Source organism: Pseudomonas sp. LAIL14HWK12:I1 (genome assembly GCF_003202095.1).
Classification (GTDB): domain Bacteria; phylum Pseudomonadota; class Gammaproteobacteria; order Pseudomonadales; family Pseudomonadaceae; genus Aquipseudomonas; species Aquipseudomonas monteilii.
Genome location: NZ_QJKG01000013.1, coordinates 64,295 through 75,890, shown reverse-complemented (window position 1 = coordinate 75,890; position 11,596 = coordinate 64,295). Strand labels below are relative to the sequence as shown.

General features: G+C 61.6%; 12 protein-coding genes. All 12 read right to left on the bottom strand.

Annotated features, from left to right (window positions below; all coding sequences use genetic code 11):
* Nucleotides 1-47: 47 nt before the first annotated feature.
* The 12 genes from D906_RS24990 to eat all read right to left on the bottom strand — a co-directional run bounded on the left by D906_RS24990 (nt 48) and on the right by eat (nt 11,548).
* Nucleotides 48-698 carry a cytochrome c gene (locus tag D906_RS24990; protein WP_016715369.1) on the bottom strand — a complete coding sequence of 217 codons (651 nt, stop codon included), beginning with the start codon at nt 696-698 and terminating at the stop codon, nt 48-50.
* 9 nt (nt 699-707) lie between these two features.
* Nucleotides 708-1,649 carry a copper resistance protein B gene (locus D906_RS24985; protein WP_025754625.1) on the bottom strand — a complete coding sequence of 314 codons (942 nt, stop codon included), beginning with the start codon at nt 1,647-1,649 and terminating at the stop codon, nt 708-710.
* Nucleotides 1,639-1,950, bottom strand: coding sequence for a hypothetical protein (locus tag D906_RS24980; protein ID WP_033693656.1), 312 nt, complete (start codon nt 1,948-1,950; stop codon nt 1,639-1,641). Before D906_RS24980 ends, D906_RS24985 begins: the two co-directional genes overlap by 11 nt.
* Nucleotides 1,947-3,692 (bottom strand): copper resistance system multicopper oxidase, encoded by a 1,746-nt coding sequence (locus tag D906_RS24975; protein ID WP_019097902.1) that lies wholly within the window; start codon nt 3,690-3,692, stop codon nt 1,947-1,949. The genes D906_RS24980 and D906_RS24975 overlap by 4 nt, the downstream gene beginning before the upstream one ends.
* Nucleotides 3,693-4,096: 404 nt before the next feature.
* A complete protein-coding gene (locus D906_RS24970; protein ID WP_016715373.1) occupies nt 4,097-4,798 on the bottom strand; it encodes an XRE family transcriptional regulator in 702 nt (233 codons plus the stop codon).
* 187 nt (nt 4,799-4,985) lie between these two features.
* Nucleotides 4,986-5,513 carry an inorganic diphosphatase gene (ppa, locus tag D906_RS24965; RefSeq protein WP_003255365.1) on the bottom strand — a complete coding sequence of 176 codons (528 nt, stop codon included), beginning with the start codon at nt 5,511-5,513 and terminating at the stop codon, nt 4,986-4,988.
* A gap of 93 nt (nt 5,514-5,606) precedes the next feature.
* Nucleotides 5,607-6,422: a zinc-dependent peptidase gene (locus D906_RS24960; RefSeq protein WP_016715374.1), complete on the bottom strand. Its 816-nt coding sequence runs from the start codon at nt 6,420-6,422 to the stop codon at nt 5,607-5,609.
* 9 nt (nt 6,423-6,431) lie between these two features.
* The gene (locus tag D906_RS24955) at nt 6,432-7,079 is read right to left on the bottom strand and encodes a DedA family protein (protein ID WP_016715375.1); all 648 of its coding nucleotides are present in this window, start codon (nt 7,077-7,079) and stop codon (nt 6,432-6,434) included.
* Between the two features lie 185 nt (nt 7,080-7,264).
* Nucleotides 7,265-7,723, bottom strand: coding sequence for a GNAT family N-acetyltransferase (locus D906_RS24950; protein WP_016715376.1), 459 nt, complete (start codon nt 7,721-7,723; stop codon nt 7,265-7,267).
* Nucleotides 7,724-7,831: 108 nt separating this feature from the next.
* Nucleotides 7,832-8,650, bottom strand: a complete 819-nt coding sequence (eutC, locus tag D906_RS24945) for an ethanolamine ammonia-lyase subunit EutC (RefSeq protein WP_025754627.1) — start codon at nt 8,648-8,650, stop codon at nt 7,832-7,834.
* An 8-nt stretch (nt 8,651-8,658) separates the two neighbouring features.
* A complete protein-coding gene (locus tag D906_RS24940) occupies nt 8,659-10,053 on the bottom strand; it encodes an ethanolamine ammonia-lyase subunit EutB (RefSeq protein ID WP_016715378.1) in 1,395 nt (464 codons plus the stop codon).
* 46 nt (nt 10,054-10,099) lie between these two features.
* Nucleotides 10,100-11,548, bottom strand: a complete 1,449-nt coding sequence (gene eat, locus D906_RS24935) for an ethanolamine permease (RefSeq protein WP_016715379.1) — start codon at nt 11,546-11,548, stop codon at nt 10,100-10,102.
* Nucleotides 11,549-11,596 lie beyond the last annotated feature (48 nt).

Here is an 11,596-nt window from a genome sequence, read left to right as displayed (position 1 = left end):
TGTCGGCATGCACCTGTCTGCCCAGTGCAGCATTCAAGGTGAACATTTCAAGGGCCGATTTTTCCTGACCCATCACGATGAGCATGCGTCTTCGACGCCGGCTTCGAGTGGTGATCACTGCCGGCTTGGTCTTGCCCATGCTGGCCTTCATGGTTGTGCATGTCACTCTCACCGCCCCCATGCTGGTGGCCGCCACTGCTTGCGACCATCGCCTGGTACTGCTGAGCATTCATCTGCGGTAGTTGGTCGAGAAAAGCCACTATGCCCCAGATATACGAATCATCCATGCTCTTGCCCCAAGCTGGCATTCCCGTAGCCTTGATGCCGTGCTTGATGGTCCAGAACGCAACAGCGGGATCACCGCTGGCGCCGAGCTTGCTCAGATCAGGAGGCGACGGGTACAGCGCTTGGCTCAGCTCGGTCTTTTCGACGCCAGGGGCCAGATGGCAACCAATGCACATGGCGTTGTAGTTACCGGCGCCGATGCGAATCAGGTTTTCATTCTTGAGGTCCGGTACCTCGATATCCCTGGCCCGTACCTCGATGGACCGATCCCGGGCCATGGCCAGAAAGGCATGCACGGCCGGGAAATGGGGATCATCAGCCCCGACGTTCACCAGGCCAAAGTAAGCTGCGCCCAATACGCCCGCACCGGCGACGGCGCCTGCTGCAACAAGCGTTGTAATTGTTTTTTTCATGTCGGGCTCTCAAAACCACATGCGAATGCCGGCAACGAAACGCGCTTCATCCACATCACCACCCTCGTCGCGGACGAAATCAGCCGTTTTGCCGTAGGAGCGGCTCCAGGTGATGCCTATGTAAGGTGCGAACTGGCGAACGATTTCATACCGTAGCCGCAGCCCGACCTCGGTATTCGCCAGGCCAGAACCCACGCCTCGCTCAGGGTCGTTCTTGCCATAGAAATTGGCTTCGGCGGTGGGCTGAAGGATCAGGCGATTGGTCAGCAGAATGTCGTAGTCGCCTTCCAGGCGCGCGGCGGTTTGACCGTTCTCACCCAGGAACGCGGTGGCTTCGGCCTCGAAGCCGTAAAGCGCCATGCCCTGGATGCCGAACGCCGCCCAGGTTTGCGGTGATTGCGGTTTGAAATCCTGGCGCACTCCGGCAACCACATCCCACCAGGGGCTGATAGCGCGGCCATAGAGCAGCTGCAACTCGGCATCTTCGGTGACGCCGTTGGTGCGTTCGCCTTCGGAGCGAATCCACAACCGGTTGATATCGCCGCCGACCCACCCGGTAGCATCCCAGGCCAGGGTGCTGCCTTCGTCTGCATCCTGATACTCAAGCTGGTCCAGCAAGAAGAAGCTATTGAGCGCGCTGTCGTGTACCTGATGCCCGCCCAATGGGGGGAATGCCGCCTGCCGGTCTGCATCCGTCAATTCGGGAATCGGCGTTCGGCTGGTCGTCGCAGGGCTGGCAGTACCATGGTTCATCTTCGAGTGATCCATGCCCCCATGATCCATGCCCTGCATGCTGCCATGATTCATCTGGCTAGGGTCCATGCCCGACATGGAGCCGTGCCCCATCGCCGAATGGTCCATTTCGCCAGCGGCGAAGCTGGGTGCAGCACCCAGCATACCGAGTGAAACGGCCAGGGCCAGCAGCGAGGGTCGCGCCGGGCTATTGGCCATCTTTCCCTGCCTTGGCGTTGTCGCTGCCCTGCGATTCCATCATCTTGCTGTGATCCATACCTTCCATCGAGCCATGGTCCATGCCCTTCATGGCGCTGTGATCCATGCCCTTCATGGAACCGTGGTCCATGCCTTGAGCGCCCTTGGCTTTTGCTGCATCTGCGGCTTTCTGGGTGTGTTGCTCATGGTTGTCACCGGCCCACGACGACGGGGCATAAACAGCCAGCAGGCCAGCCATCGCAGCAGAGAGGAAAAACGCGCTTCGTTTCATAGGTTTGTTCATCTCGGATCTCCAGTTCATTCGTCCACGCGGACTTCTCGGAACATGCCCATTTCCATGTGGAACAGCAGGTGGCAGTGATAGGCCCAGCGCCCCAAAGCATCCGCAGTCACGCGGTAACTTCGTTTCGAGCCAGGCGGCATGTCGATGGTGTGCTTGCGCACCATGAAGTTGCCGTTCTCATCCTCCAAGTCGCTCCACATGCCATGCAGGTGGATGGGGTGAGTCATCATGGTGTCGTTGACCAAGGTGATACGAAGGCGCTCCCCGTATTTGAGGCGCAGCGGCTCGGCATCGGAAAACTTGACCCCGTCGAACGACCAGGCGAACTTTTCCATGTGGCCTGTGAGGTGCAACTCGATGGTGCGGCCAGGTTCTCGGCCGTCGGGATCAATGAAGGTGCTGCGCAGGTCCGCATACGTCAGCACACGTCGGCCGTTGTTACGCAGCCCGATGCCCGGGTCGCTCAGTTTTGGCGTGGGGCTCATCGTCTGCATGTCGACCAAGGGGTTGTTGGTCTCTGAGTCAGGATGGCCCTGCATGGCTCCACTCATGCCAGCCATGCTGCCGTGATCCATGCCGGCCATCTGGCTGTGGTCCATGCCAGCCATGCTGCCATGGTCCATCCCCGACATGCCGCTGTGATCCATACCCATGTCACTCATGGAAATCAGCGGGCGTGGATCAACAGCTGGAACAGCCGCTTGCAGGCCTTCGCGGATGGCCAAGGTGCCCCTGGCATAACCGGTGCGGTCCATGGATTGAGCAAAGAGGGTGTATGCCTGCTCATCCTCGGGCTCGACAATCACATCGTAGGTTTCAGCAACCGCGATACGGAACTCGTCGACCGCTACCGGCTTCACATACTGCCCATCCGCCGCAACCACGGTCATCTTAAGGCCGGGAATACGCACGTCGAAATACGTCATGGCGGAGCCGTTGATGAAGCGCAGGCGGATTTTTTCGCCAGGCTTGAATACCCCCGTCCAGTTGGCGCCCGGTGCCTGGCCATTCATGAGGTAGGTGTAGGTGTATCCGCTCACGTCCGCGAGATCGGTGGGGCTCATGTTCATTTCGGCCCACATCGTGCGATCCGCCACCGCAGCGGACCAGCCCATTTCGCTCACGTCGTTGACGAAATCACCCACCGTCCGTTTGTGGAAGTTGTAGTAGTCAGACTGTTTCTTGAGCTTGGACAGCACCCGGGCAGGGTCTTCATCCGTCCAGTCGCTGAGCATCACCACGTAATCCCGGTCATAGGTGAACGGCTCGGGTTCTTTCGCATCGATGACCAGCGCGCCGTACACCCCAACCTGTTCCTGGAAGCCTGAGTGGCTGTGGTACCAGTAGGTGCCGTTCTGATGGACTTTGAACCTGTACTCATACAGGCCATCCGGGGCGATGCCATGGAAGCTCAGGCCAGGCACACCATCCATGTTGGCCGGCAGGATGATGCCGTGCCAGTGGATGGAGGTGTCCTGCTTCAAACGGTTGCGCACGCGAAGCGTAACGGTATCGCCTTCGCGCCAGCGAAGCGTTGGGCCAGGTATGGATCCGTTGATGGCCATCGCTGTGCGCCTTGTGCCGGTGATATTGACCGGCAGTTCACCGATGTACAGGTCGAAGTCGCTGCCTGTCAGCACGTTTGGCTGGCCAGGGCTGGTCAAGGCCCACACCGGCGTGCGCCACATGCCCAGCCCGCCGAGCAGTCCGGTAGCGGCCAGGCCTTTGACGAAGGTGCGTCTTGTGGTTTTGCTTTGCATGCCGTTGCGTCCAGTCGTGTGGGGTGCGGATATCCCGGCTGCTGGGTGTCGCAGCCCACGACCAAACTAGCGAGTTGCCGCTGTCAGAAAACTGAGTCCGACATTACTTTTTCGTCAGCTTCTTGAAGGAGGGAGGTAGGCCGCAGAGGCCTTGGGATGGCTTTCGGCGAGGCATTAAAAAGCCGGCTTGTGGCCGGCTTCTCGGGGACGCTTCCGACTAATTTATGGTAAGCCGCAATCGCCTTAACTGAGTGGCCATCAAGGGCCTGAAAGAAATGGCAGATGCCCGTGTGGGATATCGCCAGAGCCCTCTGGACCGCGGCTTGCGCCGGTCGGGGCTGAATGTGCCGCGTAGCATACAAGGGCACGCGCAGGATGCCCAGCAAAAAATGGCACAGGGTGTTTCAGCCAGGCCGCTGTTGGCGGAAATGCGACCAGTGAAACACCCAGCCAAGAATTTCCAGGCCCTGCGCCTGGCACTGTGCGGGGGTGTAGCGTTCGACTGCGTAGTTGCGCCGGTCATGGCTGTGCAGGTACAGCGTACCGTGCTGGCCAAGGCTGAGGTTGTTCACCCTGAGCATGCCGTTGTGCAGCAGGGCATAGGTTTCACCCTCGACCACTCGGGTCATGCCCAGGTCGATGGCCAGGCTGGCATTCAGCGGAATCAGGGGCAGCATGTTGCTGGCCGGCATTGCCAGGCAGATCGCATTGGCAGCATGCACACCCAGGCCTCTCAAGGCTTTTGCCGGCAAGCGCAGGTGTTTGCTGGCCACCGGCGACAGCTGCCCTTGTTGCAACTGGTAGTAAGGCACCTTCACTGCCCGGCCATGTTCCACCGACAGCGGAGAGGGCGGGTTGACGGGCGTCGGCCGGGGCGCGCCGCTGCGCAGGATCGGGTTGGGATGTTTGGGCCCTTCTCCGGTGCGTAGCCAACGGCGGTGCACACAGAACAAGTCGGCCAGTTCGTCCAGCCGGGCCAAAGGCACACCACGTTTGAACCAGTTGTTGACGTGCTGCGGTGTGACGCTGCGTTGGGCGGCAAAATCGGAAGGGGTCAGGCCACATTCGTGGAGCAGGGCTTTGAGGCGGTCGCCGGAAGTGTTCATGGTAGCGAGTGTAGCGGCGGGGGTGTCAGCAAGGATATGAACCGGGTGTTGACAGGGGTTGTACGAAAAGAGGTGGTTTGTAGGGAGTTGATGTAGGACTGCGTAGGATTTATTACCAGCACCCTGAGCATCGCCCATTCAGGCATAAAAAAACCCCGCCTTGGCGGGGTTCTTCCTGCAACCGGTATCAGCCCTTGTAGGCAGCAACCGATTTGGTGATCGCGGCACGGGCGGCGTCGGCGCCTTCCCAACCTTCGATCTTGACCCACTTGCCCTTCTCGAGATCTTTGTAGTTTGCAAAGAAGTGCTCGATCTGCTGGATCAGCAGGGCTGGCAGGTCGGTGTATTCCTTCACGTCAACGTACAGCTGCGACAGCTTGTCGTGAGGAACAGCGATGACCTTGGCGTCGCCGCCGCCGTCGTCGGTCATGTTCAGCACGCCAACCGGACGGGCGCGGATAACCGAGCCTGGCGCTACCGGGTAAGGGGTAACAACCAGCACGTCCAGCGGATCACCGTCGTCAGCCAGGGTGTTCGGAATGAAGCCGTAGTTGGCTGGGTAGAACATTGGGGTAGCCATGAAACGGTCGACGAACAGGGTGTCGCTGTCCTTGTCGATTTCGTATTTGATCGGCGCGTGGTTGGCCGGGATCTCGATGGCGACGTAGATGTCGTTCGGCAGGTCTTTGCCCGCCGGAATCTTGCTGTAGCTCATTGGGCAGTGCCCCCGTGTTTGACCAAAAAAGTGGCGGCGATTATAGGCACATTCTGCCGGGGCATGCCACGCCTGGCCTGATGTGCGGCCCCGTCAGGCGTGGCTTTCGCGGTATTCGGGGTGTTCGGCCTGTAGCTGGCGCAGGCGCGCCAGCGGGTCTTGCCGGTAGAACAGCGACAACTGGCGGTAGACCAATGGATAAGCCTGCTGCAGCAGGTCGGGGGCACTAAAGAAGTATTCGCTGGTGACCGCAAAGAACTCCGCCGGGTTTTCCGCGGCATAGGGGTCGATGGCGGTTTCGGCGTCGGGGTTGGCGTCCAGCTGGCGGTTGAGGTCGTCGTAGGCTTGTTGCATGGCCGTTGCCCACTCATCCACCGGCATGCCGCTGTGCAGCGGGGGCAGGCCGTTGGCATCGCCATTGAGCATGTCGAGCTTGTGCGCCAGCTCATGGATGACGAGGTTGTAGGCCTCCCAGCCGCCACTGGCCAGCACGCCGTTCCAGGCCAGGATGATCGGCCCCTGCTGCCAGGCTTCGCCGCTGTGCTCGCCGTCCCAGACGTGCTCTACGCCACTGGCATCGCGGTGGCGCTGGGGGCTTTTGAAGTCGTCGGGGTACAGGATGATTTCGTGGAAACCCTGGTACCAGTTCAGCTCGCCCAGGTGCAGCAGTGGCAGTTGCGCCTGGGCGGCCAGCAGCAGGCGCTGCTCGTCGTCCAGTTCGACGCCGGGTAGGCAGGTGAGGTGCTTGTCGAGCAGGAACAGGATGCAGGCTTCGCGCAGCCAGTGGTCTTCGGCGTCACTGATGCCGTCCAGCATCGGCAGGCGCTCGCGTACGGCCTGCCATTGCTGGGGGGAGATAGGGTAGCGCGCCAGGGTGCGCTTGCGCCGCCAGGCGCTGAACGACCACATGAGTGGCGGTCAGTGAGCCTTGGCGGCCCGGCCCAGGCGGCCGCGCAGCAGGCCGAGGATCATCGGCACCAGCGACAGGATGATGATGCCCACCACCATCAGCGACAGGTGTTGCTTGATGAACGGCACGTTACCGAAGAAGTAACCCAGGGTAACCAGGCCTCCCACCCACAGCAGCGAACCGGCGATGCTGAAACCGAGGAAGCGTGGGTAATGCATGTGCGCGATGCCGGCGACGAACGGTGCAAAGGTACGCAGGATGGGCAGGAAGCGCGCCATGGTCACGGTCTTGCCGCCGTGGCGTTCGTAGAAGTCGTGGGTACGCTGCAGGTAATCGCGGCGGAAGATCTTCGAGTTGGGGTTGTTGAACAACCGCTCGCCGGCCGTTCGCCCTATGACGTAGTTGGTACTGTCCCCCAGGATGGCGGCAGCCATCAGCAGGCCGGCCAGCAGCACCGGGTCCATGCCACCACCAGCGGCCACGGCGCCAGCGATGAACAGCAGCGAATCGCCTGGCAGGAAAGGCATTACCACCAGCCCTGTTTCACAGAAAATGACGGTGAACAGGATGGCGTAGATCCAGGGACCGTAATTGGTGACCAGCAGATCGAGGTAGGCATCGAGATGCAGGATAAGGTCCAGCGGGTTGAAATCCATGTACAGCACCTGTGTTCTGGGGCGTAGGCTCGGTTACCTGGGGATGGGTAAATTTTCACACATGACAGGTGGGGCATTATACGGCTAAGTCAGGATCATGCCCGGGGAGTTTGTAGCGGGGGGTTACGGCAGGTGCTTCCTGTGCTGGCCCTTTCGCGGGCACGCCCGCGAAAGGGCCGGGACTGTCAATCCTGGCTGATTGGCAGGATGTAGCTCTTGAACTCGGTGTCTTCACGAAAACCGATGGATTCGTAGGTCTTGTGCGCAACTTCGTTGTCCGCGCTGGTCGAAACCCGCATGCGCACGGCGTTGGTCTCTTTCGCCATTTTCTTCGCCTCACGCATCAGGTGGTCAGCCACCAGCATGCGTCGCGAGTCTTCGGCCACGTAGATGTCGTTGAGTATCCATACCCGCTTCAGCGATAGCGACGAATAGCTGGGGTACAACTGGCAGAAGCCCATCAGCTTGCTGTCGTCATCATCCGGTAGCGCCAGGTAGATCACCGATTCATCCCGTTTCAGGCGCTTTTCCAGAAAGCTGCGCGAGCTGTCGGGATAGGGCAGCTGCCCATAGAACTCACGGTATCTGACGAACAGTGGCGTGAGCAGGTCGAGGTGTTCCAGGGTTGCCTTGATGATGCGCATGTGCGGCCCTCAGAGTCCATTTAGGGAAACAGCGGAATGCCTGCAGCGTTCAAGGGCATGCTGCCCAATGCGCGTCACAAGTGCAATCCGCCTTCCGTGACATGTTTTTTACCCTTTGCCGAGCAGGAAGTTGCCTTTCTGGTTGGCGCTGTCTTCACTTTCCAGGCTATGGACCTCGGCTTCGTCCTTCAGATTCACCCCGGAAAGCTGGCGTTTGCAGGCTTCGCGCATCAAGTACAGCAAGCGGTGCGCCGCCATGCCATAGCTCAGGCCCTCCAGGCGGATGTTGGAAATGCAGTTGCGGTAGGCATCGGTCAGGCCGACCTTCGGCGCGTAGGTGAAATACAGGCCCAGGCTGTCGGGCGAGCTGAGCCCTGGGCGTTCGCCGATCAGCATCACGGTCATCCGTGCGCCCAGCAATTCGCCGACCTCGTCTGCCACTGCCACGCGGCCCTGCTGTACCAGCACCACAGGGGCGCTGGTCCAGCCATCAGCGGCCGCTTGCTCCTCGAAACGGCTCAGGAACGGTAGGGTGTGGCGATGAACAGCCAGCGCCGACAGGCCATCGGCAACCACGATGGCCAGGTCGACGCCGCCGGGGTTCGCCTGTGCGTGCTGGCGCAGGGTGGCAATCGAGTCTTCGTTGAGCCGCCGGCCCAGGTCCGGGCGCTGCAGGTACTGGTGGCGGTCGCTGGCGGCACTGTGCAGCACCAGGCTGTCACGGCCACGGTCACTCAGTTGGGTCGCCAGGCCGGCGTGGTCGAAGGCCAGGTGCACGGCATCGCGGGCCTGGGCATGGGCGAACTGGAAGTCCAGCTGCGCCCCGGTCGGCAGGCTGGTGCCGGTGCGGCCCAGGGCGATGCGTGCCGGGGTCAGGTTGCGCAGGGCCAGCCAGGGGTTGTCGGGGGTAGGTGTGCGAGGGTCCATGGTCATCCCTATGCAAGCTGTGCCAAGGCCTGGCGGAAGGCCGGCGGCAGGTTGTCACCAAAGCGCACCCGGCCATCGGCCTGGGTGAAGATGCCGGTGCGGGCCAGCCACGCTTCGAATTCCGGCCCGGGCTTCAGGCCCAGGGTCTGGCGCGCGTACAGCGCGTCGTGGAACGAGGTGGTCTGGTAGTTGAGCATGATGTCGTCGGAACCGGGGATACCCATGATGAAGTTGATCCCGGCCACCCCCAGCAGGGTCAGCAGGGTGTCCATGTCGTCCTGGTCGGCTTCGGCGTGGTTGGTGTAGCAGATATCGCAGCCCATCGGCACGCCCAGCAGCTTGCCGCAGAAGTGGTCTTCCAGGCCGGCGCGGATGATCTGCTTGCCGTTGTACAGGTACTCCGGGCCGATGAAACCGACCACGGTGTTGACCAGAAACGGCTTGAAGTGGCGGGCCACGGCATAGGCGCGGGTTTCGCAGGTTTGCTGGTCGACGCCGTGGTGGGCGTTGGCCGACAGCGCGCTGCCCTGGCCGGTTTCGAAGTACATCAGGTTTTGCCCAAGGGTGCCGCGCTTCAGCGACAGGCCCGCTTCGTAGCCTTCCTGCAGTACGTTCAGGTTGATGCCAAACCCGGCGTTGGCCGCCTCGGTACCGGCGATGGACTGGAACACCAGGTCCAGCGGCACGCCACGGTTGATCGCCTCGATCGAGGTGGTGACGTGGGTCAGCACACAGGCCTGGGTAGGGATGTCGTAGCGCTGGATGATGGCGTCGAGCATTTCCAGCAGGGCGCAGATCGAGGCGATGCTGTCGGTGGCCGGGTTGATGCCGATCATGGCATCGCCGTTGCCGTACAGCAGGCCATCGAGGATGCTGGCGGCGATACCGGCCGGCTCGTCGGTCGGGTGGTTGGGCTGCAGCCGGGTCGACAGGCGCCCGCGCAGGCCCATGGTGCCGCGAAAACGGGTAACAACGCGGATCTTCTGCGCCACCAGCACCAGGTCCTGGACACGCATGATCTTCGAGACCGCTGCTGCCATTTCCGGTGTCAGCCCGGGCGCCAGGGCGCGCAGGCTGTCTTCATCGGCCTCTTCGCTCAGCAGCCAGTCACGCAGGCCGCCCACGGTCAGGTGGCTGACCGGTGCGAACGCCTGGGCATCGTGGGTATCGACGATAAGGCGGGTAACCTCGTCATCTTCGTAAGGGATCAGCGCTTCATTGAGAAAGTGCGTCAGCGGGATATTGGCCAGCGCCATCTGCGCGGCAACGCGTTCGCCGTCGTTGCTGGCTGCAACGCCTGCCAGGTAGTCCCCGGAGCGTGCCGGGCTGGCCTTGGCCATCACTTCCTTGAGGCTGTCGAAGCGGTAGACCAGGTGGCCGACCGTGTGTACGAAACTTGCCATACAGAATCTCCAGAGCCGCAGGTTGCCCTGCGGCGGGTGGCGGCAATCAGTGCAGGGCCTCTTCGGCCTTCTGGATCGCGGCGAATTCCTCTTCCGGTGTGCCCGCAACCAGGTGGTGGCGGCTGTAGAAAGCAAAGTAGGCAATTAATACCGCATAGATCACTGCGGCGCCAATCACCACCCGTGGGTCGACCAGGAAGCCGGCAACCACAGCGATGCAGGCCAGCACCAGCGCGACGCCCGAGGTAAAGATGCCACCGGGGGTGCGGTATGGGCGCTCCATCTTCGGCCGGCGGATGCGCAGGGTGATGTGTGCGGCCATCATCAGCACGTAAGAAAGGGTAGCGCCGAATACGGCTACCAGAATCAGCAGGTCACCCTGGCCGGTCAGCGACAGGGCAAAGCCGATGATGCCGGGGATGATCAAGGCCAGCACCGGCGCCTTGCTTTTGTTGGTTTCCGACAGCTTGCGCGGCAGGTAGCCGGCGCGGGACAGGGCGAAGATCTGCCGGGAATAGGCGTAGATGATCGAGAAGAAGCTGGCGATCAGCCCGGCCAGGCCGACCAGGTTGACGAAACCGCCCATCCAGGTACTGCCGCCATAGGCTTTGGACAGTGCCTCGACCAGCGGGTTACCGGACGCTTTCAGTGCTTCGGAGCCTGCACCGCCGGGGCCGACTACCAGAATCAGCAGGGCGAAGGCCAACAGTACCAGCATGGCACCGATCAGGCCGCGTGGCAGGTCACGCTTGGGGTTCTTGGTTTCTTCGGCGGCCAGCGGCACACCTTCGACAGCCAGGAAGAACCAGATGGCATAAGGAATGGCCGCCCACACGCCCACATAACCGAACGGCAGGAAGCTGCTGGCGCCCACCGCGTCCGTTTTGGCGATGTCGAACAGGTTGGCTGCATCAAAATGGGGCACCATGCTCACCAGGAACACCGCCAGGGCGATGGCGGCGATGGCGGTGATGATGAACATCAGCTTCAGCGCTTCCCCCACACCGAAGATGTGGATGCCGATGAACACGATGTAGAACGCCAGGTAGATCATCCAGCCGCCGATGCCGAACAGTGACTGGCAATAAGCGCCGATGAACACGGCAATGGCGGCAGGGGCGATGGCGTATTCGATGAGGATCGCCGTACCGGTCAGAAAGCCGCCCCACGGGCCGAACGCACTGCGGGCAAAGCCGTAGCCGCCGCCTGCGGTGGGGATCATCGACGACAGTTCGGCCAGCGAAAAGCACATGCACAGGTACATGGTGGCCATCAGCAAGGTGGCGAGGAACATGCCGCCCCAGCCGCCCTGGGCCAGGCCGAAGTTCCAGCCGGCATAGTCGCCGGAAATGACGTAGGCCACGCCCAGGCCGACCAGCAGTACCCAGCCGGCGGCGCCTTTTTTCAGTTCACGTTGCTGGAAATAGTCCGAGCCGACTTTTTCGAAGTCGACAGAAGAGCCTGCCGGCGAGCCGGCGGAATGATCGCTTGGCATAGTTTCACCTGTTCTTTTTCTTGGTGGCCGGAAGGGTTCCGGGCCGAT

Bases quoted from the DNA above. Each gene is read 5' to 3' on its own strand.
- D906_RS24990 (WP_016715369.1), bottom strand. From the start codon at position 698: ATGAAAAAAACAATTACAACGCTTGTTGCAGCAGGCGCCGTCGCCGGT.
- D906_RS24985 (WP_025754625.1), bottom strand. From the start codon at position 1,649: ATGGCCAATAGCCCGGCGCGACCCTCGCTGCTGGCCCTGGCCGTTTCA.
- D906_RS24980 (WP_033693656.1), bottom strand. From the start codon at position 1,950: ATGAACTGGAGATCCGAGATGAACAAACCTATGAAACGAAGCGCGTTT.
- D906_RS24975 (WP_019097902.1), bottom strand. From the start codon at position 3,692: ATGCAAAGCAAAACCACAAGACGCACCTTCGTCAAAGGCCTGGCCGCT.
- D906_RS24970 (WP_016715373.1), bottom strand. From the start codon at position 4,798: ATGAACACTTCCGGCGACCGCCTCAAAGCCCTGCTCCACGAATGTGGC.
- ppa (WP_003255365.1), bottom strand. From the start codon at position 5,513: ATGAGCTACAGCAAGATTCCGGCGGGCAAAGACCTGCCGAACGACATC.
- D906_RS24960 (WP_016715374.1), bottom strand. From the start codon at position 6,422: ATGTGGTCGTTCAGCGCCTGGCGGCGCAAGCGCACCCTGGCGCGCTAC.
- D906_RS24955 (WP_016715375.1), bottom strand. From the start codon at position 7,079: ATGGATTTCAACCCGCTGGACCTTATCCTGCATCTCGATGCCTACCTC.
- D906_RS24950 (WP_016715376.1), bottom strand. From the start codon at position 7,723: ATGCGCATCATCAAGGCAACCCTGGAACACCTCGACCTGCTCACGCCA.
- eutC (WP_025754627.1), bottom strand. From the start codon at position 8,650: ATGGACCCTCGCACACCTACCCCCGACAACCCCTGGCTGGCCCTGCGC.
- D906_RS24940 (WP_016715378.1), bottom strand. From the start codon at position 10,053: ATGGCAAGTTTCGTACACACGGTCGGCCACCTGGTCTACCGCTTCGAC.
- eat (WP_016715379.1), bottom strand. From the start codon at position 11,548: ATGCCAAGCGATCATTCCGCCGGCTCGCCGGCAGGCTCTTCTGTCGAC.